Annotated in this window: 24 protein-coding genes and 1 pseudogene; 10 read left to right on the top strand and 15 right to left on the bottom strand. The window is 39.9% G+C overall.

Features of this window, described 5'->3' with window-relative positions; translation table 11 throughout:
- The 3 genes and pseudogenes from ODU39_RS03495 to ODU39_RS03485 all read left to right on the top strand — a co-directional run.
- Positions 1–547, top strand: a 547-nt coding sequence (locus ODU39_RS03495) for an rRNA adenine N-6-methyltransferase family protein (RefSeq protein WP_398581433.1), incomplete at its 5' end; no start/stop codon positions are given.
- 169 nt (positions 548–716) lie between these two features.
- Positions 717–977, top strand: a pseudogene (locus ODU39_RS03490) (topoisomerase DNA-binding C4 zinc finger domain-containing protein); the annotation flags it as partial.
- A 172-nt stretch (positions 978–1149) separates the two neighbouring features.
- The gene (locus ODU39_RS03485; protein WP_024407057.1) at positions 1150–1428 is read left to right on the top strand and encodes a helix-turn-helix transcriptional regulator; all 279 of its coding nucleotides are present in this window, start codon (positions 1150–1152) and stop codon (positions 1426–1428) included.
- A 694-nt stretch (positions 1429–2122) separates the two neighbouring features.
- On the opposite strand, the gene guaA is transcribed toward ODU39_RS03485, so the two are convergent.
- Entirely contained in the window at positions 2123–3673 is a 1551-nt protein-coding gene (guaA, locus tag ODU39_RS03480; RefSeq protein WP_398579837.1) for a glutamine-hydrolyzing GMP synthase, read from the bottom strand.
- Positions 3674–3948: 275 nt separating this feature from the next.
- On the opposite strand from guaA, the gene ODU39_RS03475 reads away from it, so the two are divergent.
- The 7 genes from ODU39_RS03475 (at position 3949) to xerS (ending at position 10097) form a co-directional block, all read left to right on the top strand.
- Positions 3949–4647 carry a GntR family transcriptional regulator gene (locus ODU39_RS03475; protein ID WP_024410069.1) on the top strand — a complete coding sequence of 233 codons (699 nt, stop codon included), beginning with the start codon at positions 3949–3951 and terminating at the stop codon, positions 4645–4647.
- A 101-nt stretch (positions 4648–4748) separates the two neighbouring features.
- Entirely contained in the window at positions 4749–5081 is a 333-nt protein-coding gene (locus tag ODU39_RS03470) for a putative DNA-binding protein (RefSeq protein ID WP_398579838.1), read from the top strand.
- A gap of 12 nt (positions 5082–5093) precedes the next feature.
- Entirely contained in the window at positions 5094–6668 is a 1575-nt protein-coding gene (gene ffh, locus ODU39_RS03465; RefSeq protein ID WP_398579839.1) for a signal recognition particle protein, read from the top strand.
- A 193-nt stretch (positions 6669–6861) separates the two neighbouring features.
- On the top strand, positions 6862–7530 hold the full coding sequence (locus ODU39_RS03460) for a SatD family protein (protein ID WP_398579840.1): 669 nt from the start codon (positions 6862–6864) through the stop codon (positions 7528–7530).
- A gap of 3 nt (positions 7531–7533) precedes the next feature.
- On the top strand, positions 7534–8274 hold the full coding sequence (locus tag ODU39_RS03455; RefSeq protein ID WP_398579841.1) for a DUF3307 domain-containing protein: 741 nt from the start codon (positions 7534–7536) through the stop codon (positions 8272–8274).
- 65 nt (positions 8275–8339) lie between these two features.
- On the top strand, positions 8340–8861 hold the full coding sequence (locus tag ODU39_RS03450) for an AAA family ATPase (protein ID WP_398579842.1): 522 nt from the start codon (positions 8340–8342) through the stop codon (positions 8859–8861).
- A gap of 165 nt (positions 8862–9026) precedes the next feature.
- Positions 9027–10097, top strand: a complete 1071-nt coding sequence (gene xerS, locus ODU39_RS03445) for a tyrosine recombinase XerS (protein WP_105178812.1) — start codon at positions 9027–9029, stop codon at positions 10095–10097.
- A 69-nt stretch (positions 10098–10166) separates the two neighbouring features.
- Here the strand turns inward: xerS and ODU39_RS03440 are convergent, their stop codons facing one another.
- The 14 genes from ODU39_RS03440 to ODU39_RS03375 form a co-directional block, all read right to left on the bottom strand.
- Positions 10167–11675, bottom strand: a complete 1509-nt coding sequence (locus ODU39_RS03440; RefSeq protein ID WP_398579843.1) for a phosphomannomutase/phosphoglucomutase — start codon at positions 11673–11675, stop codon at positions 10167–10169.
- 75 nt (positions 11676–11750) lie between these two features.
- Entirely contained in the window at positions 11751–12692 is a 942-nt protein-coding gene (locus ODU39_RS03435) for a sensor histidine kinase (protein WP_105139426.1), read from the bottom strand.
- Entirely contained in the window at positions 12689–13363 is a 675-nt protein-coding gene (locus ODU39_RS03430) for a response regulator transcription factor (protein ID WP_398579844.1), read from the bottom strand. Before ODU39_RS03430 ends, ODU39_RS03435 begins: the two co-directional genes overlap by 4 nt.
- Positions 13364–13395: 32 nt before the next feature.
- The gene (locus ODU39_RS03425) at positions 13396–13662 is read right to left on the bottom strand and encodes a type II toxin-antitoxin system RelE/ParE family toxin (protein ID WP_024401228.1); all 267 of its coding nucleotides are present in this window, start codon (positions 13660–13662) and stop codon (positions 13396–13398) included.
- Positions 13652–13891, bottom strand: coding sequence for a type II toxin-antitoxin system RelB family antitoxin (relB, locus tag ODU39_RS03420; protein ID WP_398579845.1), 240 nt, complete (start codon positions 13889–13891; stop codon positions 13652–13654). Before relB ends, ODU39_RS03425 begins: the two co-directional genes overlap by 11 nt.
- Before the next feature lie 143 nt (positions 13892–14034).
- Positions 14035–14664 (bottom strand): putative bacteriocin export ABC transporter, encoded by a 630-nt coding sequence (locus tag ODU39_RS03415; protein WP_105148459.1) that lies wholly within the window; start codon positions 14662–14664, stop codon positions 14035–14037.
- A 1-nt stretch (position 14665) separates the two neighbouring features.
- Positions 14666–16684: a DUF1430 domain-containing protein gene (locus tag ODU39_RS03410; protein WP_105257515.1), complete on the bottom strand. Its 2019-nt coding sequence runs from the start codon at positions 16682–16684 to the stop codon at positions 14666–14668.
- A 157-nt stretch (positions 16685–16841) separates the two neighbouring features.
- Positions 16842–17138 carry a lactococcin 972 family bacteriocin gene (locus ODU39_RS03405; protein ID WP_148115762.1) on the bottom strand — a complete coding sequence of 99 codons (297 nt, stop codon included), beginning with the start codon at positions 17136–17138 and terminating at the stop codon, positions 16842–16844.
- A gap of 399 nt (positions 17139–17537) precedes the next feature.
- Complete coding sequence (locus ODU39_RS03400) at positions 17538–17819, bottom strand: hypothetical protein (RefSeq protein ID WP_301178351.1); 282 nt, start codon at positions 17817–17819, stop codon at positions 17538–17540.
- 45 nt (positions 17820–17864) lie between these two features.
- The gene (locus tag ODU39_RS03395; protein ID WP_253247310.1) at positions 17865–18404 is read right to left on the bottom strand and encodes a helix-turn-helix domain-containing protein; all 540 of its coding nucleotides are present in this window, start codon (positions 18402–18404) and stop codon (positions 17865–17867) included.
- Between the two features lie 301 nt (positions 18405–18705).
- Complete coding sequence (locus ODU39_RS03390; protein ID WP_398579846.1) at positions 18706–20676, bottom strand: FtsX-like permease family protein; 1971 nt, start codon at positions 20674–20676, stop codon at positions 18706–18708.
- The gene (locus ODU39_RS03385; RefSeq protein WP_398579847.1) at positions 20677–21429 is read right to left on the bottom strand and encodes an ABC transporter ATP-binding protein; all 753 of its coding nucleotides are present in this window, start codon (positions 21427–21429) and stop codon (positions 20677–20679) included. It abuts the gene before it with no gap.
- 8 nt (positions 21430–21437) lie between these two features.
- Positions 21438–21827, bottom strand: coding sequence for a NisI/SpaI family lantibiotic immunity lipoprotein (locus ODU39_RS03380; RefSeq protein ID WP_398579848.1), 390 nt, complete (start codon positions 21825–21827; stop codon positions 21438–21440).
- Positions 21828–21839: 12 nt separating this feature from the next.
- Positions 21840–21980, bottom strand: a complete 141-nt coding sequence (locus ODU39_RS03375) for a hypothetical protein (protein ID WP_105139034.1) — start codon at positions 21978–21980, stop codon at positions 21840–21842.
- Between the last annotated feature and the right edge of the window lie 33 nt (positions 21981–22013).

Below are 22013 nucleotides of genomic sequence, written 5' to 3'. Positions count from 1 at the left end.
CAACTTATCGTCAGAAAAATTAAAACTGAATACTCGTGTCACTTTAATTCACCAAGATATTCTACAGTTTCAATTCCCTAACAAACAGAGGTATAAAATTGTTGGGAGTATTCCTTACAATTTAAGCACACAAATTATTAAAAAAGTGGTTTTTGAAAGCCATGCGTCTGACATCTATCTGATTGTTGAAGAAGGATTCTACAAGCGTACCTTGGATATTCACCGAACACTAGGGTTGCTCTTGCACACTCAAGTCTCGATTCAGCAATTGCTTAAGCTGCCAGCGGAATGCTTTCATCCTAAACCAAAAGTAAACAGTGTCTTAATAAAACTTACCCGCCATACCACAGATGTTCCAGATAAATATTGGAAGCTATATACGTACTTTGTTTCAAAATGGGTCAATCGAGAATATCGTCAACTGTTTACTAAAAATCAGTTTCATCAAGCAATGAAACACGCCAAAGTAAACAATTTAAGTACCATTACTTATGAGCAAGTATTGTCTATTTTTAATAGTTATCTATTATTTAACGGGAGGAAATAATTCTATGAGTCGCTTTTTTAAATTTGGAAAGTTACATGTTACTAAAGGGAATGGAGATAAATTATTAGATATACTACTGACAGCTTCCAAGAAGCTAAAGAGGTCCCTAGCGCCTACGGGGAATTTGTATCGATAAGGGGTACAAATTCCCACTAAGCGCTCGGGACCCCTTGTAGGAAAATGTCCTAAGTGTGGCAACAATATTGTATTAAAAAAATCGTTTTATGGTTGTTCAAATTATCCTGAATGTAAGTTTACTTTAGCTGAACATTTTAGAAAGAAAAAACTAACCAAAACGAATGTAAAAGAATTACTGGAGGGAAAAGAAACCCTGGTAAAAGGAATCAAAAACAAAGAGAAAAAGCCCTACAATGCCGTTGTAAAAATTGGGGAAAAGGGATATATTGATTTTATCTCTTTTTCAAAATAAACATAAAAGCCCTTTAAAGAGGGCTTTTATATATTAATCACAAATCACTTATCACAAATCACAAGTGATTAATCACAAATCACAAGTGATTAATCACTTGTTTATTAAGATATTAAAAGCTATAATTTAAATAAAGCGTGAATTTTATGACACAAAAAGAGGGGGGAGAAACTTGGAACTAGCATTTAGAGAAAGCTTAAAAAAGATGAGAGGTACCAAATCAAAAGAAAAATTCTCCCAAGAATTAGAAATGAGTAGATCAAATTATTCACGAATAGAATCAGGAAAATCAGATCCAACCATAAAAACACTAGAACAAATTGCAAAGTTAACTAACTCAACGCTAGTAGTGGATTTAATCCCAAATGAGCCAACAGAACCAGAACCAGAAACAGAACAAGTAACATTGGAGTTAGAAATGGAAGAAGAAAAAAGCAATGATTTCGTGTGAATAATGCACGAAATCATTGCTTATTTTTTTAAAAAGCGATATACTAGATATAACGAAACAACGAACTGAATAAAGAATACAAAAAAAGAGCCACGACCAGTTAAAGCCTGAGAAACTTTAACTGCGAGCCTTAATTGATTACCACCAATCAATTAAAGAAGTCGAGACCCAAAATTTGGTAAAGTATTTAATTACTTTATTAATCAGATACTTAAATATCTGTAAACCCATTATATCGGGTTTTTGAGGGGATTTCAAGTCTTTAAGAAGATACCAGGCAATCAATTAAGAAAAACTTAGTTGATTGCCTTTTTTGTTGTGATTCAATAGTATTTAAAGGGGAGGCGAAAGAGTTACCTAAAAAAATACCTCTAGGGGATGACTGGAATGCCTTGCAATCAAATAGGTATACGAATTTTAACAATCTATTTACTTCAGCAAATACTGATGAATTATTTTCAAAAACATTTGAAAACGATGGAGACGAACGTTCTTATCACAGTGAAGAATTTGATGACGGATTTGAAACAAATCAATAGTATATAAAAAGAATTAGCCAGAAAAAATTTCTAGCTAATTCTTTTTTCGGGGGGATTTAGGGGGGAATCAAACGAAGATTCACCCTTTTTAGACTAGTTTGTTCCTGCTAAACTGCTGTAGAATCGCTATTTTGAAGGTAAATCAAGCCTCTCCATTATTCCCACTCAACGGTTGCTGGTGGTTTACTTGTTATATCATAGACGATGCGGTTGACGTGGTCTACTTCGTTTACGATGCGGACAGAGATTTTTTGAAGAACATCCCATGGTAGTTTGGCAAAGTCAGCTGTCATTCCATCGATAGAAGTGATAGCACGGATGGCGATAGTGTAGTCGTAGGTACGACCATCTCCCATGACACCTACAGAGCGAACGCCAGTATTAACCGTGAAATATTGCCACACATCGCGTTCAAGACCCGCTTTTGCAATTTCCTCACGCAAGATAGCGTCAGATTCGCGAACGGTTTGAAGCTTTTCCTCAGTGATTTCACCCATGACACGAATGGCAAGGCCTGGTCCTGGGAATGGTTGGCGCCATACAACTTCATCCGGCATACCAAGTGCAGTACCGAGGGCACGAACCTCATCTTTAAAGAGAGTATTGAGCGGTTCAATCAACTTGAACTGCATATCTTCTGGCAGACCACCAACGTTGTGGTGAGATTTGATTGTCTCTGCAGTATCCGTTCCTGACTCGATAATATCGGTATAAAGCGTTCCTTGCGCTAGGAATTCAACATCAGTCAACTTGCTTGCTTCATCGTCAAATACATAAACAAATTCATTACCGATGATTTTACGTTTCTTCTCAGGGTCAGATACGCCAGCAAGTAAATCCAAGAAACGCTTAGCAGCACCAACGCGAATAATATTGAGGCCGAATTTGCCACCCAACATCTCCATAACTTGATCACCTTCATTCTTACGAAGAAGACCGTGGTCAACAAAGATACAAGTCAACTGGTCACCGATAGCACGTTGAAGAAGGACACCAACAACAGATGAATCGACACCGCCTGACAAACCAAGCAAGACTTTCTTGTCACCGACTGTTTGACGGATTTTTTCGATTTCTGTTTCAATGAAGTTTTCCATTGTCCAGTCGCCCTTAGCACCACAGATACCAAATGCGAAGTTTTTCAAAATATCATTTCCATAAACCGAATGACGAACTTCTGGGTGGAACTGAATACCGTAGATACGGCGTTCTGTGTTTTCAATAGCAGCAAAAGGACAGTCAGCAGAAAGACCAACCAAGTGGAAGTCAGCAGGAATCTCTGTTACAGCATCACCGTGGCTCATGAGAACCAATTGCTCTTCAGGCGTTCCAGCAAACAGAGCTGAATCAGCTTTCAATTGAAGTGTTGATTGACCATACTCACGATTACCAGCCTCGCCAGCAGGAACAACTTTACCACCCAACTTATGAGTGATCAACTGCATGCCGTAGCAAATACCCAAGATTGGAATACCTAATTCAAAGATTTCAGGATCAATATCAAAGGCATTTTCTGCGTACACAGAGTTTGGTCCACCTGAAAGAACGATACCAATTGGATTGATGGCACGGACTTCCTCAGCTGTAATTTTATGGTTTTTCAATTCTGAAAAGACACCAAATTCACGAATTCGACGTGAAATAAGTTGGTTGTACTGGCTACCATAATCCAATACAATAATTTTTTGGACATCTTGTTTTGTCATGTTTTTCCCTTTCGTTTTGAAAAAAATTCAAATACTAGTAGTTATTTTAACATAAAAGCGAACATTTTCCAAATTTTATTTGTTAAATATCTGTTTTGCAAACTATGAATGATAATAAAAATGTTAGTGTTCGTATTTTTATTGTTTTTACTTACTTTATTTTAGGTAAGCTGACTTCATTGTTTGCCTAGGAGAATTTTACCAATGGAGTGTGGCCTGAATTAGCCAAACGCCTTTATTTTTGGTAAACTAGAAAGAAGAGAAAGGCTAGATAAATGAAAGCAGCATATATCACAATTCACGATAAAATTAAGGAACAAATCGATAACGGAATCTGGAAAATTGGTCAACGTTTACCAAGTGAACGCGATTTAGCAGATGAATTTGGTGTTTCTCGTATGACACTCCGTCAAGGAATCACACTTTTAGTGGAGGAAGGGGTGCTACAACGCAAGATTGGTTCCGGTACTTATGTCGCCAGTACACGGGTTCAAGAAAAGATGCGAGGCACGACTTCCTTTACTGAATTAGTACAACTCCAAGGAAAGACGCCAAGCAGCAAATTATTATCCTATACACGAACCAAACCTAATGAGAAAGAAGTTGAACAATTAGGTTTATCCCGTGGCGAGTATGTTATTCGAATGGAGCGGGTCCGCTATGCAGATAATGTTCCTGTCGTGTATGAGGTTGCCAGCATTCCTGAACGCTTGATAAAAAATGTCCCCAAAGAAGATGTTACCAACCATTTCTTTAAAACACTTATAGACAATGGTTATCGAATTGGAACGAGCAAACAAACCATTTTTGCTCGTTTAGCCAATGACAAAGTGGCTCAATATTTACAAATTTCTAAAAACCAGGCTATTCTCGCACTAAAACAGGTATCTTATCTCGAAGATGGTCAAGCATTTGAATTTGTAAATAGTCAGTACGTTGGAGAACGTTTCGAATTCTATTTAGAAAATAGTTAGCATAAAAATAATTATGTAAAACGTTTTAAAATCCGTAATCTTTCTAGTGATGACGGATTTTCTTATTTATAAAATATGGAATTTTTGATATAATAAAGTTCATGGAAATTGAAAAAACCAACCGAATGAATGCCTTATTTGAATTCTACGCAGCCTTGCTAACAAACAAGCAAATGAACTACATTGAGCTCTATTATGCCGATGATTACAGTTTGGCTGAGATTGCTGAAGAATTTCAAGTCAGCCGTCAGGCGGTCTATGATAACATTAAACGAACAGAAAAATTACTGGAAGACTACGAGATGAAGCTACATATGTATTCTGACTATGTGGTGCGTAGCCAGATTTTCGATGAAATACTGAACAAGTATCCAGAAGATGCTTATTTGAAGGAAAAAATCGCTATTCTAACCAGTATTGATAATAGAGAATAAGAGGAGAAGTATATGGCTTTTGAAAGCTTAACAGAACGTTTGCAGAATGTGTTTAAAAATCTGCGCCGTAAGGGAAAAATTTCTGAGAGTGATATTCAGGAAGCAACCAAGGAAATCCGTCTAGCCTTGCTAGAAGCCGACGTTGCCTTGCCAGTTGTCAAAGATTTCATCAAGAAAGTACGTGAACGTGCTATCGGTCATGAAGTCATTGACACTCTGAACCCTGCTCAACAAATCATCAAAATCGTTGATGAAGAATTGACGGCTGTATTGGGTTCTGAAACTTCAGAAATTATCAAATCACCAAAAATTCCAACTATCATTATGATGGCTGGTTTGCAGGGTGCTGGTAAAACGACCTTCACAGGTAAGTTGGCTAACAAACTCAAGCAGGAAGAGAATGCCCGTCCACTCTTGATTGCTGCCGATATTTATCGTCCAGCTGCCATTGACCAGTTGAAGACCCTTGGTCAACAAATTGATGTACCTGTATTCGAGTTGGGCAATCAAGTCCCTGCCCTGGAAATCGTTCGTCAAGGTTTGGAGCAAGCCAAAGCCAATCACAATGACTATGTCTTGATTGATACAGCCGGTCGTTTGCAGATTGACCAAACCCTTATGGCCGAATTGAGAGAAATCAAAGAGTTTGCTCAGCCAAATGAAATCCTCTTGGTCGTCGATGCCATGATTGGTCAGGAAGCTGCCAACGTTGCGCGTGAGTTCAATGATCAACTGGCTATTACTGGTGTGATTTTGACCAAGATTGACGGCGATACACGTGGTGGTGCAGCCTTGTCTGTCCGTCACATTACTGGTCAGCCAATCAAATTCACCGGTACTGGTGAAAAAATCACCGACATCGAGACCTTCCACCCAGACCGTATGTCCTCACGTATTCTGGGCATGGGTGACATGCTGACCTTGATTGAAAAAGCCAGCAAAGAATATGATGAGAAGAAATCATTGGAACTCGCTGAAAAAATGCGTGAAAATACCTTTGATTTCAACGATTTCATCGATCAATTGGACCAAGTTCAGAATATGGGACCAATGGAAGACCTGCTGAAGATGATTCCAGGTATGGCGGGTAACCCAGCCCTTGCCAACTTGAAAGTTGACGAGCGTGAAATTGCACGAAAACGAGCTATCGTATCTTCTATGACACCAGCCGAACGTGAAAATCCTGAATTGTTGACACCTAGCCGTCGTCGTCGTATTGCTAATGGTTCTGGAAATAGCTTTGTCGAAGTCAATAAATTTATCAAGGATTTCAACCAAGCGAAAACCATGATGCAGGGTGTCATGTCAGGCGACATGAACAAAATGATGAAACAAATGGGAATCAACCCAAATAATCTACCTAGAAACATGCCAAACATGAACGGTATGGATATGTCTGCTCTTGAAGATATGATGGGCGGTGCAGGTATGCCTGATATGAGCCAACTGATGGGAGGGGCTGGTATGCCAGACATGTCCCAAATGTTTGGAGGCGGTTTGAAAGGTAGAATCGGCGAGTTTGCTATGAAACAAGCCATGAAACGCCAAGCCAATAAGATAAAAAAAGCTAAAAAGAAGAGAAAATAATCTCTTCTTTTTTACTTTTTATTCGAAGAAGTAAGATACAGCAATATAAAATAGAAGTAGCAAAGCAGAAAAAATGATTTTTGAACCCAAACGATTTCCGTTATAATGGAAATAATTGAAAATGTCCTTTTTAGTGGACATTCTTTATATTGTCCGTTATAATAGAAATATAATAAAAAACAGAGGACAAGTTATGAATTATATCGCAATAATAGGAGATATTGTCAATTCAAAACAGACTTCCAACCGCTCTAGTATCCAAGAGCGGCTAAAACAACAGCTGAATAGAATCAATCATTCCTTCGCTCAGGACTTCGCATCGCCTTTTACCATTACAAAGGGAGATGAATTTCAAGCCTTATGCAAGCCTAACCCTTATATTTTTTTGATGATTGACCAAATCCAATTAGCCTTTCGTGATGAGGTGGAGATTCGATTTGGAATTGGTGTGGGTGAGATTCTAACAGCTATCGATCCCAAGCTAAGTATTGGAGCAGATGGTCCAGCTTATTGGGAAGCACGCAAGGCTATTGACTTCATCCACGACAACCATGACTATGGTACCAGCAAAATTGCCTTTTCATCTGAATATAAGCAAATCGATCGTGTGATCAACCCCTTGCTAACTTCTAGCGATTTCATCAAAGCTGCTTGGAATCGTTCGCAAACGGATCTGTTTGAAACCTTAATCTCCCAAAAAATCTATCAAGAAGATTTCACACAAAAGCCAATTGCTGAGAAAATGAAACTCAGTCAAAGCGCCTTTACCAAACGTTTGAAATCCAGTGGAATCAAACTCTACCTGCGTAATCGTCAAACTGCCATGAATTTGATTCTCCAGCTCAGTCAGAAAGAAGGATAAAGCATGTCATTTTCAGTTATTTCTAGCTATCTTATTCAACATCCAGTTTTAACAGCCTTGCTTATTGCCCACTTTTTAAGTGATTTCACCTTCCAAAGTCAAGCACTGGCAGATGCTAAAAAGCTTCATTTGAAAGCTCTTTTCGTGCACCTTTTCATTGTTGCTATCCCTCTTCTTATCTTATACTTACTTGTCCCAATTCAAAACGGAGATTTATTTTTTCAAGTTTGGCTGAGCCATCTTGCGATTGACTATGTCAAATATTTTCTCAACAAACACCATTGGATAAAGGACTCCTGGGAAGCTGGAGCATTCCTAGTTGATCAATTTCTACATATCATCTCTATCATCATTCTTTATCACACTATCGGTGTTAATGTCGCTTCACACTCACTCTGGATTGAACCAAATTATCTCCTCCTGCAAATCCTTTTTATCCTTCTGATCAGCAAGCCCGTCAATATTCTTTTCAAACTCTACTTTAGCAAATATCAGGTAGCGGAAGGAGAAGAAGAGCAGACTGTGACAGGTGCAGGAGCCTTGATTGGTCAATTGGAGCGCCTCATAATGGGAATTTTTCTACTTCTAGGCCAATACACAGCTATCGGACTGGTATTTACAGCAAAGTCCATCGCACGCTATGATAAAATATCCAAAAGCCAAGCCTTTGCTGAATACTATTTAATTGGTTCGCTATTTAGTATCATTAGTGTCCTAGTATTATATGTTTTATTGATTTTATAGAAGAAAATAGTTTACATATTTTATTTTATGTAAACTATTTTTGTAAAAATAGAAAGGAATACTGTATGATTATTTGGTTAAATGGCCCATTCGGTGTCGGAAAGACTACTTTAGCAAATATATTACACAAACGAATAGAAAACTCATATCTATATGATCCCGAGTTACTAGGTAATTTCTTACAACATCAATTACCTCAGACTGTATGTCCTGAAGATTTTCAAGATTATTCCGTTTGGCGACAGATTACTTATAAAATAGTATTTGATTTAGCGGCTAAAACTGATAAGATTATTATTATTCCCATGACAATCTATAAGAAAGAATATTATCAGGAGATTATTCAGCAATTGATAAAGGATAAGATTCCTTTGGAACATTATATTTTGTTAGCTGACAAAACAACCATTTTAGAACGTTTAGATAATCGAGTCAATGAAGACAACATCTGGGCCAAAAGGCATCTTGATGTTTGTTTAAAAGCTTTTGAAAGTCATATTCCGGGGCAAAGGTTAAACACAGACAGTTTGAAGCCAGAAGAGGTTGCGAAGGAGATTCTAATGCTCAGTAAGTTTACCGTGAAATAATGTAGATTTTTGAAATTTTGGGCGTGAAAAAAATTTCTAGTTATAAAATTTTGGGGGTTATAGCTACAATATCCCTACGCACATCTTTCCGAAAAACTATAATTTTCTTGAAACTTATATAAGATTATGCTATACTACTCATATAGCTAAAATCAGGAGAAAATGATGAGACGCGAGTTATTATTGGAAAAAATTGATCAGCTGAAGGAAGTCATGCCTTGGTATGTTTTGGAATATTATCAGTCCAAGTTGTCTGTGCCTTACAGTTTTACTACCTTATATGAATACTTGAAAGAATACCGTCGTTTTTTTGAGTGGCTACAGGATTCGGATTTGGTGGCTGTTGAACGGATTGCTGACATTCCGCTGGATGTTCTGGAACATCTGACCAAGAAAGATATGGAAGCCTTTATCCTATATCTGCGGGAGCGTCCCTTGCTGAACGCCAATACCACGCAGAATGGTGTGTCGCAGACCACCATTAACCGTACCCTGTCGGCCCTTTCTAGTCTCTTCAAGTATTTAACCGAAGAAGTGGAAAATGAGCAGGGCGAGCCCTACTTCTACCGCAATGTCATGAAGAAGGTGTCCACCAAGAAGAAGAAGGAAACCTTGGCAGCGCGGGCGGAAAACATCAAGCAAAAGCTCTTTTTGGGCGATGAAACTATGGAGTTCTTGGACTATGTCGATAAAGAATACCAGGTAAAGTTATCCAAACGTGCCCTCTCATCCTTCCAGAAAAATAAGGAGCGGGATTTGGCGATTCTGGCACTTCTCTTGGCTTCTGGCGTCCGTCTGTCAGAAGCAGTGAATTTGGATCTTCGAGATGTAAACCTCAATATGATGATTATCGAAGTAACCCGTAAAGGTGGTAAACGGGACTTGGTCAATGTAGCTGGTTTTGCTAAGCCCTATCTGGAAGCCTATATGAGCATCCGTCAACAACGCTACAAGGCTGAAAAAACGGATACAGCCTTCTTCTTGTCTGAATACCGTGGTCTGCCCAATCGTATCGACGCTTCTTCTATCGAAAAAATGGTTGCCAAATATTCTGCGGACTTCAAGATACGTGTGACACCCCACAAACTCCGTCACACGCTGGCAACACGACTCTACGACGCCACCAAGTCGCAAGTTCTGGTCAGTCATCAGCTGGGCCACGCCAATACCCAGGTAACCGACCTCTATACCCATATCGTCAACGATGAGCAGAAAAATGCTCTGGATCAGTTGTGATGTTGCGTAAATTTAATTATGTAAATTAATAAAGGAGTAAGCTCAAACTTACTCCTTTTTCTACTCAATCTAAATCAATTCTTTCAATTTGTCCTGATTGACTGCTGGGTACTGTTCCAAAAAGGTTGAGAGTGTTTGTAAAACGGCAGGAATATAGCCAGTCTGGTCATTCTCCACCTGCAAGACCAATAGTGGCTCGTGGAGACTCATACGGAGCAAGAGCCAGCCGTCACCATAAGGCTCAGTCAGGTCAAACCGCACTCCTTCTTCGTTCTCTGGGTTAAAAGCAAAGCCTTCGAGGCTGGTTTGGCGGAGGTCAGCAATGACCTGTTCACCCAGTGCTCGATAGTCTGCCGCTTCTAGTTTGAAACGCACTTCTTGGGTTTCCAGCGGTTGTTTAAGCTGGGCAATCAAGTCGTCCAAGGACTTGCCTTCCACTTGCAGTTTTGGTAAGAGCATGAGGATCTTAGCCGCCACATAAGTTCCGTCATCAAGGAAGTAATTTTCCTTAAAGGCAGCGTGTCCTGAGGTTTCGATAGCCAACTGGCAATCAACTCCCTCTTGGTTTGCTAAAATAGCACGGTTAATCACGTTGCGATAGCCTGAAATATAGCGAATTTGTTTGCCGCCCAGGCTTTCTATAAAGACTTTAAGGTGTTCAGTTGTTGGAGAATTGGTCACAATGCTGGTTCCTGGATGTTCAGCTAGGACAATCTGGCCGAGAACAGCAATCAGGTTGTTACGGTTGAGAATTTCCCCTGACTTGGTGACCAGGGCAGCACGGTCAACGTCGGTATCAAAGATAATACCAAGATCTGCCCCTTGCTTCAAGACGGCCTGGCGAATGCTTTCCATAGCTTCCTTGTTGTCTGGGTTTGGAACATGGTTTGGGAAGGTTCCGTCTGGGTCTAGGAATTGCGAGCCTGTGGTGTCTGCTCCCAATTCTGCCAACACTTTCTCAGCAAAAAATCCGCCTGCACCGTTTCCAGCATCGACGATGATATTAAGTCCTGTCAGTGGTTTTTCTTGTCCACCACAGGCGGTACGAATTTTACCAACCAAGTCTTGGGCATAAGGCGTAATCAGGTCTGCACTGGTAACACTTCCAAGGGAAGAAGCTGGCAAGTCTTCACTATGCGAGAGGATGAAGTCAATATCTTCGTGCTCCGCTCCGCCATTTTCCGAAAAAATCTTAATGCCGTTGAAGTAATAAGGCAGGTGGCTGGCAGTGATCATGACACCAGCGTGGCACTTGAACTGAGGATACTGGGTGCTCATGAAGAGAGCTGGCGTGGTGGCCATGCCAAAGTCAATCAGCTGAACCCCCAGACGAACGGCTTCTTCTGTAAAGGCTGCGACCAAGTCTGGACCGCTGAGACGGCTGTCTCGACCGATACCGATGGTCAATTGACCTTTTTGATAGGCCTGTGCCAGTTCTGGCTTCTGAGTTAGCCAATGAATAAGTCCGCGAGCCACTTCCTTGGTGGCTTGTGGAGTGAGATTGACAGCATATTCGTCTGTAGCGATAGCAATGCCGCGAATATCTGATCCATTTTGCAAGACGTGATGATGGGACATAGTAACCTCCTAATTCAAACTAAATTTAGTATATCATATTTTCGAAGCGGTTTCAAAATGAAAAAAGCACAGCTTTTACTGTACTTTAGTAATGCTTACAGTTGTACCAACTTCCAATTGACTTTCCACGGAAATAGCTAGTTCCAACTGATTCAAGACCCGCTTGGTCAGATACAATCCAAATCCTGTCGCTTTTTGGTGTTCACGACCATTAAAACCTGTAAAACCTTCGTCAAACAGGCGCGGAATGTCCTCTGCAAGAATCCCAATTCCCGTATCGGAAATGGAAATTCCCCCATTCAATTCAATGGCCACCTTACCACCAGTCTTATTGTACTTGAGGGCGTTGTCGATGATCTGCGATAGGGCAAAACTGAGCCATTTCTTATCGGTCTTCAATAGCCAATTTCCATCGATGGTCACTGAAATGTCTTTTTGCAAGAACTGATTGCGGTATTTTTTGACCAAGTCCACAACCACTTCTCTCACTTCTACCTGTTCAAATCGAAAATCGCTGGCATGGTTAGTCAGTTTGAGGTAATTGAGGAGATTTGCCATGTAATTGTTCAAGCGTAAGAGCTGGTGATTGACATCCTGCTGGTTGAGATTATCAGTCTGGCTCATCAAAGACAGGGCAGCCAAAGGCACTTTCATCTGATGAGACCACATTTTGACCATGGCTTGCAGGTCCTCTTCCCTCGACTTATAATCCAAGAGCTGCTCCCGCGTCGCCTCCTTCTCCGCTTCAATCAAGTTGAGATAGGCAAGGTCCACAGGCTTATTAAGCAGGGGCAGAGCTTCTTCATGGACATAGTCTTCCAAGGCTCTCATGCGGTTGCGAAACTTCCAGAAAAGGCCCACTGTCAGTAGGATTAAGAGGGTTAGGGACAATAGCAGAGCGTTTTGCAGGAATTCGGTGGGCAGTTTGTAAAGTAAAAAGAGCAAGATAAAACTACCAGCCAAGACCAGATAGGCGAAATAAAAACTACGGTATTCTCGTATAAATTTTGCTATCATTTGACCAAGTACCCCACGCCACGAACAGTATGAATTCGGTCAAAACCCACTTCACTCACCTTCTTACGCAGACGAGTCATGTTGACATTGAGGGTATTCTGATCGATAAATTCTTCATTTTCCCAGAGTTTTTCCAAGAGTTCTTCCTTGCTGACAATCTGCCCTTGTCTTTCTAGTAAGGTGGATAAAATCTTGGTTTCAGTAGGTGAAAGCTGAACCTGTTCCGATTCGCTTGAAAAACGCCCATCCAAACTAAGCTGGAACTGATCGATAGACAAGTCAGTTGATTTGCTGAATAGATTGACCCGACGCAGGAAGGCACCGATTTTGGCATCCAAAATTCCCAGTGAAAAAGGCTTGGAAACAAAATCATCGCCCCCCATGTTCATAGCCATGACCGCATTCATCTCATCATCGCTAGAGGAGATAAAGATAATCGGCATGGTCATGGTTTTACGGATCTCTGTCGTCCAGTAAAAACCGTTATAATAGGGTAGGCTAATGTCCATCAGCACCAAGTCTGGTTTGATTTCAGCAACTTCCTGACTGACAGCTCGGAAATTCTGCACACTTTCTACCTGATAAGATTTTCCCAAATGCTGTTTCAAGAGTTGGACAATCATCTCATCATCTTCAACAATATAAATCTTCTCTTTTTTCATCTTCTTCATTCTGTAAAAGCCAGGACACAGGTCTTGGCTTTCTATTTATATATTTCTTTCCGATGCCCAACTTCAAGGGCAGTTACAATCAATTTATCATCTTCAATACTGACGATCACCCTGTAATTTCCGATACGGTACCGCCATTGCCCAGAACGATTTGCTGTCAAGGCTTTTCCGTATTGTCTGGGGTTGTCGCACCCGTCAATATGCTTGTAAAGATACCGCAAAATCAAACTTGCAGCAGTTTTATCCATCTTTCGAATTTGTTTTTGAGCCTTAGCAGACAAAATAACCTTATAACTCAATGCCCAACTCCTCAGCCATTTGTTCTAGTGTTATTGGCTCAATGTCGTTTGCCAAGTCTTCTTGGTATTCTGCCCAGGCTATGTCTGCCACACGCGCATCATACTCATCTTCAAGGGCTTCAAGGGTTTTAGTCCGAATGAGTTCTGACAAACTCACGCCTTCAAACTTTGCCATAGCCTGCATAAAGAGCTTGTCCTGCTCAGACACTTTCAATGTAATAGCTGCCATTTTCTCACCTCATCTAGTATTCCTTTGGTATTACCATTGTAACACCATTACTTAAAAAAAACAAGAAATCCCGCATAAGCAAAAGATAAAAAACAGTAGGACTCCTAATGAGATTCTACTGTTTTTTAGTGGTAATGCGAGCTCTACAAGTCATTCATAGAAATTACTTCATCAGCCATTTCCCATATAACAGGATTGTGGGTAGCAATAATCAGTAATTTATCCTTATGTTTCAGTGACAGTAGGATTTCCATGATGACCTTTGCAGTGGCTGGATCGACGGAAGCTGTTGGTTCATCTGCCAAAATAAACGGAGGATTTTTCAAAATAATTTTTGCCAAAGCTACGCGTTGCGACTCTCCACCAGACAGCTCATAAATTCGTTTGCCCAAGCTGAGATAAGATAAACCAACCTCTCTTAATGCTTCTTTTTCTTGTCTCTGCCGTTCTTTTTTTCCAATTTTTTGACCAACAAAGCTAAGGTTTAAATTTTCTTCGATTGTCTGACTTTCCATCAGACCGAAATTCTGAAACAGGTAACCCAGCTCCTTCCGGAAAAAATCGCTTGCTTTGTAGTGGCGTAACTCCTTGTCTCGATAATAAATCTTACCTTCATAACCTTCCAACTTAGCCATCATATTCATCAAAGTAGTCTTACCACTTCCGCTAGAACCAATCAAAGCATAGACTTTTCCAGCTTGAAAGGTCATGGAAAGATTGGAAAATAAGGAGCGTGTCCCAAATTGTTTCCCAACATTTTCTAATCGAATCATCTTAAGCTCCTTTCAAAACAAACATGGAGGTCTGCATTTCCTTCTTCATTTGCATTTGTAATCGGAAAACTGATAGCCCGACAAATAACAACAAAACGCAAAAGGCAAGTGAGATTGACCTTACAAGAAAACTACTAGCCATAAATGCAAGTAGGAAGACACCTAACTGAGCTATAAGGTAGGTACGATGAATAGCAAAGAACCCTAGCCCTGCAATTCGTTTGATAAAGATATCTCGCCTAAATTCTTCAAAGTAGAGCTCATTCATTGTATTGAACAGTAAGATTGAAGTCAGTATGCCCAGTATAGCCCCTGCCACTGTTGTCCAAACTTCTCTCTGAATATTTTTTAACAAGGTTTGGTGAATCTGATAGGCAGGCAGGTATTCTGAGACCCAATTTTCTATCCCATTTACCTCTACAAGATTTTTGGCTTCTTCGAGATTTTCAAAGAAAAAATAGTGTGAAATCGCCTGTTCCCAAAAATCAACAGCCTGCTCCCCAGTTGACTTTGGAGTTAGTACAACCAAAATCGGATCTCTTAGAAATTGCTGGTAGCTAATCGGAGTGGTATTGTAGACAAACCGATTCTTTCCTTCTTCTAAATAGGATACAGTGGCAACCATCTGCTGGCCTTGATCTGAATCTGCCATTCGATTGCTGACATCTTCTTCAAATTTCGTTTTATAATCACCTTCTTCAGACCGAAGAAATTCAGGTAAAAGAAGAATAAATTCTCCAGTTTCTAATCGATTGATTTTTTCCTCAATTTCTGGTGCAACTCTTATCTGCTGATGTTTTAGATAGTTAGGTGTAACAAAGAGTACATTTCCATTTGGTTCATAGTTTCGCCAAACTGGAGAACTAGATAGGTTCTCTGATGAATCCATTCCATTTTGCATCACTTTTTCAATCAATTGGTGGTAGACCATGAATCCACTACCCTCTGACACTGTCTGGTGAACTAGCTGAAACCAAATGTTTTGTTTCTTTCTAGCTTCTTCTTTTCCCATACCAAGCTCAAAACCATCTCGACTAGTCGATATGGCAATGACTTGTTTTTCAGCCTGCCAAGCCTCACGTCCCTGCTCCTGCTGTTGCCAAGCCCGAGAATAGACCATCGCTTTATTTGTCCCGATGGAAACAATGATGATAGCTAACAACTGACCAACTAAAATCAGACTGATTATTCCTCTAACCGGAATTTGCCCCTTGATGACTTGCATCAGGTGAATTTTTTTGATTCCAACTGCAAATAGACTGACAAAGCATAGAGAGAGCAATAGAATTATGAGGTTATATAACCCTAATCCCATAAGAATAGTTGAAAAAGCAATGAAAGGATAGGGGATATACACTCTTAAAGCATAGGCAATCAAGAGTCCGCAGATGAACCCTAGACCTGCATTTCCTGTATCTTCTGCAAATACTCGTAGAAAAATCTTCCACCGATTTTCTCCAGAAATAAGGCGAATCCCTGCTGTTCGTAAGGTTCGAATTTGACCGATTACACTAAGCGAAGCAAAGGTGAGCAAAAAAATGACTAGACAAACTAGTTGGAAGCCATTGCCAAACAATGCAATTAGATTCGTTACCATTGAGGGACGGATAATGTGCAAATTGGTCAGACCTAATTGACTTAATTCATTTCTGAGACTCTCAATATTTAAGGAGCCGCGGAAGATAAAATAGTTGGTCACAGGGCTTTTCTCTGTCGATTCCACCAGTGGACTCTCGGTCAGACCTTTAGGCAACTCCCCTTCTCCAAGTGGAGTATAGGAAAATACCGATGTACCATCTGCCCCAGCTGTTTGATGTTGGACAGCAATCAAGCTATCTGACTCCTCTGCTAATTTCCCCAAATCCTTCGCTACACTCTCAAAAGACACTTCCTGCGAGGAGCTTAAAACTGCTACATTTGGATAATAATAAGAAACATAGGTTTCTTTCCAAACGGATAATACCCAGACAAGAAAAATACTGAGTAATATGTTGGACAGTATAACAAATATTCTCTTCATAAGCGTGGCTCCTTATTTTAAAAATGAGTCTGGATTTAACATGCCAGACTCATTTTATGTGCACTACCTTGCATAGAAATTTAACTATTCTGAAAAGTACATAGACTAATAAAAATAGCGAAATTATATCAAGGTACTCACACTTTTTATAAAACAATTATTTACCTGCGTCGAATACAACATGTTCACCAATATCTGTATTAATGAATGCATATGACGAGCTACCTGCGCTAGCCGAAGATTTCTTCTGATTATTTCGTATTGTACTACCAACGTATGACCAGTGCCAGCTAGAGCCATGATAGTAGTTTGAAAAAGCTCCCCAATTTCCCGGATCATGGTGACCTCCATAAGTCCATTCTCCGCCTAGATGGGATACAGCAAACACAGGAATAAAAACAGAAAACATTAGTAGAGTGAGAGTGGACATAACTACTGTTCTAATTTTTAACATAATATTTTTCTTTTCGATCATTATCAAAACTGAAAATTACTTCAGAGTAAACCTAACAAAGTTTTAGAAACATTAGCTCGTTGGTATCTCTCCCTCCATTTAAAAATTATTTCATCCAAAAAAGATATAGTGTTCACCAGGATCAAATCCTAAAGGCTTTATTGGAAAGAATGTTGAAGATTTTACCACAATTGTTATTATTGAGATAAATAATAGGAAATTTAGAATTTTTATACTTACTTTCTTCATTTGGAATCCTCTGTTTTCTTTTATCCTAATATATACTTTTATAATTGTCAACAGATTATATGTTTATCTATCTTTTTATTTTCTTTAGAACAATAAACCTATTTAAAAACTAGAAAAAAGACGAACTATCGATTCGTCAATTTTAATCCATTAAAAATTCTCGCAAATATAGCGTTCAAGTGCTAGTGCCATTTTTTCATTTTTTTCTAGCTGATAGATATGTTGTGCTGTGATAAAATACTGCTTAACAACTTCTTTTGTTGCAAACTCTTCGCTGACATTTCCTAACAGACAATAGAGGTCTGCTAAACAGTACAAACTATTCTTCTCCAAGCAAATCGCAATCGTATCAAAAATTTCATTCATAGCTTGTTCTATTTTTTTCGTCAACCAAAGAAAGCGACAGAAATTATAACGGCATTTAATGAGTATTTCTAACTCGTCAATTGTCTGACAGCTAACATGGTTAAATAGCTTTTACATATGCTGATACAACTCAGTAAAACGTGAATGATGGTCAGATATAAAATAAAAATTGAGCAAGGTATTGGCTATATTTAAATACTCCCAGTCGTATTCATTGTATTTCAGCAATAAGTTTTCCAACTTTTGGATAGCCTCAATCTGATTATTGTTGAAATGAAATAGGACAATTGCTTCTATCCATTGTAAATATAGTTGGTCTGATAAGGGGAGGGTTGTAGTTCGTTTGACTTCTGTATGATAGATATAGTTTAAGGATTCGTAATCTCTCTGGTCTAATAACCTCTTAGAAAGAGAGCAAAATGGAGCCAAAAAGTCAGATTCAATCTGGCTATCCTGTTCGAAAAAGTAGTTCATTGGTACCTGTAAGCGTTTAGCAAGTGCATAAACTAATTCCGCACCAGGACTGTATTCTATATCACGTTCGATTCGGCTAATCTGCGTCTGTTCACAAATCCCTTCCGCTAATTCAGTTTGCGATAATTTTAATTCTTTCCTTCTGCTACGCATTCTTGTTGCTAATAATTTGCCCATAAACTAACCTCGAAAATACTTAGAACCGTCATTCACAAGTAAATTGCTTTTTAGATAAGAGATAGTTTTTCGCTAATCAAGGCAGTTTTTTAGGAAATATTGACTATATTTTGAAAAAAACTAACGATGAGTAACTGAAAAACTAGCCTTAGTTGGAAAAACTGAACTGTGAATACAGGTTCTTACCACTTATGTAAGTATAGCATGTTCATTTCTTCTTTTCCAGAAACACTTGTGTGTAACAAAAAAATGTAGAAACGATTTTCAATTTCTACATGTTTCAATTTATTCTTTATACCCACTACCGTTCAATAATGCGATAATAGGTTCGACTGGTCCACTTGTAAATGATAAAGTAGATCAAGGCAATTACAAGCAATGTAATACCACTAACCGTGTAAATCATGCTAGAAGAAACCACACCAAACACCATCAACATTTGTTTGAGCATGACCAGGGCGACGACAAAGTGCAAGGTCGCCATAGCTAAAGGCATAAAGAAGACCAAGAGTGTTTGAGAGTTGATGGTTTTCTTGACAGCCTGCTGGCTCATCCCCACTTCCTGTAAAATCTTGTAGGATTTCTTGTCCTCATGCCCTTCCGAATACTGCTTGTAGTAGATAATCAAGGCAGCACCCAGCAAGAAACTAATGCCCAACAAGAAGCCTGTGAAGAGGAATCCACCTGTAAAGCCCATGATCATATTATTGAAGTCTGTTTTTTGCATGACGTAACCAAAAGATTCTCCACTAGCATCGCTGATATTGTAGGCATCACCTGCCTGTTCACCGACTTTCGCTAGTTCCTCATTGGTCATGTCGGTAAAGACACGGTAGTCCAGACTAACCTGATAGCCTTGCGGATTATTTGACTCATAGTAACTGCGAATGGTTTCCAAGACACTATCATCACTGACCACCATGACGGCAGCATTGAGCGTATTGGTGATGTCTGGGAAAATAGCTGTATCAAGATTGGCTACGTTCTCAAAGCTACTATCACCCAAAGTGACTTTCTCTAGCAAAGGCTTTTCACTCGGACGCATAAAGGCAACTTGATTGGCAGCCAGTTCTGGCAAGTCATTGCCCAACTTTCTGAAATCTTCTTGGGTGATGAAGTAGGTAAAGGCCATCTTACTAAAGTCTGGATTGGCAATGGTTTCTGGACTGATGACAATCTCCTTGCCACCATCATAGACCAAACCAGCTTGATAGGTCAGATAAGATAAGCTGTCATTGGCTTTTTCTGGAAAATGGCTGAGCACCGATTGCTGATAGGCACTTTCCCCTTGACTTCTATCCGCAACATGATAGGTAATAGATGTTTCCTTTGGATAAAGTCCACTGGTCATATTTGCCATGCCTGTATAGAGGGAAGTCGTTGTCGCAATGGTGACAAAGGCCATGACCGCAAGTAGCGTGATATTGGCCAAGCCTGTTGCGTGCTGCTTCATCCGAAAAATCATCTGCGATGTAGTAATAAAATGCTCTGGCGTGTAGAAATAGCGTTTGTTTTTCCGCCGAGCCTTCAAATACCAAGTCATAAAGCTGATGTAGAACAAGTAGGTCCCCGCAATGACAAAGAGCACAGCGATAAAGAAACGATAGATAACAGCCAGACCTGCCGATTGAGACGAAAGTGACAGGTAGTATCCAACACCTAGGCTAAGGACAGCAAGTGCTGCCAAGAGGAGATTCCCACGTGGCTCTTTTTCCCCTTTTTCACTAGCTCGGAACAAAATCAGCGGACTGGTCTTGCCAATGGTACGAATAGCCAGTATTTCTAAGATGAAGAAGATGCCTGCAAAGAGAAAGGCGGTCATGACAAATGCCAGAGCTGAAATACTAAAGTGTAAGTCACTAAAATTGGTCAGATTCACAAAAATCAAATAGAGAACATTTGAAAATACACCAGCCAAGGCTGAGCCAATCACAACAACCAAGAGGAAGATGAACAGCAATTCAATACTAGCAACCAAGGCTACCTTCTTCTTGTTCATCCCCAGCATATTGTAGAGCCCGAACTCTCTAGTCCGTTGTTGCATGAGGAAATTAAAGCTGTATATTTCCATAATCAGCGAGAAAATGGTCAATACAACGACACCCAGCCCGATAGAGACTGCCCCTGTTCCCATGGTTTTCATGACCGGACTCAGCATGAGCAAGAACATGGAACAAATCAAGGTAAAGAGGACCAGACTGGCTAAAACAAAAGGAGCAAAGACACCCATGGATTTCCGGATATTTTGCCCAGCAAGTTTGAGGTAAAACATCTACTCACCCCCTAAAAGTGCAGACATATTGAGCGAAATTTCCTTGACAAAGTCTTGATTGCTCTTGCCTGCCTTGTACAATTGGTGGAAAATCCGACCATCCTTGATAAAGAGAACACGTTTGGCATGGCTGGCTGCGTTGGCTGAGTGGGTCACCATGAGAATGGTTTGTCCGTCTAGGTTAATGTCTTCAAACAAATTCAGCAAGTCTTCCGAATTGCGGTAATCTAGGGCAGCTGTCGGTTCGTCCGCTAGGACAATTTGTGGCTGGGTAATCAAACTACGGGCAATGGCCACGCGCTGCTTTTGTCCACCAGACAGTTCAAAAGGACGTTTTTTCAGCAAATCTTGAATCCGCAGTTTTGGTGCTAAAACCTTCAAACGTTTTTCCATTTCCTCATGGCTGGTACGGGCCAATACCAGAGGTAAAAAGATATTGTCTTGGATGGACAGGGTGTCCAAGAGATTAAAATCTTGGAAGACAAAACCTAGGTTACGCAAACGGAAATCTGCTAGCTTGCTTTCCTTGATTTTAGTAATATCCTGATTGTTTAAGATAACAGAGCCCCTCGTCGGCTTGTCCAGGGTTGCTAGAATGTTGAGCAAAGTCGTCTTACCTGAACCACTTTCACCCATGATGGCGATAAACTCGCCCTCTTCTACCTTAAAATCCACATCTTGCAAGGCACGAGTTTCCTCTTTTGAAAAGCGCGTGCGGTAAACTTTTTCTAAATGATTGATTTCTAATAACATACAAACTCCTAATTGTTTTCTTTGGATAAATCAACTGTATCAAGTAATGCTTGATAGTCGATTCGGTCTGATTCAGCAATATTATCTTCTAAATCCACCTTATAATAACCATCCTGGACACCGATGGCCCAGTCATTGCTGGATGTTACATAGAGATTATTCAAGGACACTGTCTTTTTCACTGTCCCTTCTTCTTTGACAACAGGCCATTCCATAAACTTAACTTCTGTTCCTCGAATACTATCTTTGGCAACTTCCTGTTTGCTAACGGCATAGTCTTTTCCCTTGTAATGGAAAGTTTGATAGCCCTCATCAAAGCTAAGGCCTGCTGAAGAAGAAGAACAAGCGGTTAGCATTATACTGCCCAAAGCTAGCAAGCCAAATACTTTCTTTTTCATAGTTTCCTCCCTCTAGTATGCCATAAATCTTATACTTTGCAAATCATGGGCGAGCTCTTCTAAGAATAAGGCTTGTTCCAAGAGTTCAGCTTTCTTTTTTTCTGAGAATACCTTTTCTTCCATTTTCTTGGCTTGTAAAAATTTGAATGACATGTATTTTCCTTCTTTCTCTTTCTTATGAGTCTA

The organism is Streptococcus sp. 2021WUSS126 (assembly GCF_044427255.1).
GTDB lineage: Bacteria > Bacillota > Bacilli > Lactobacillales > Streptococcaceae > Streptococcus > Streptococcus hashimotonensis.
Note: the sequence above shows the minus strand (reverse complement) of the source record. Positions and strands in the feature narration are given on the sequence as shown.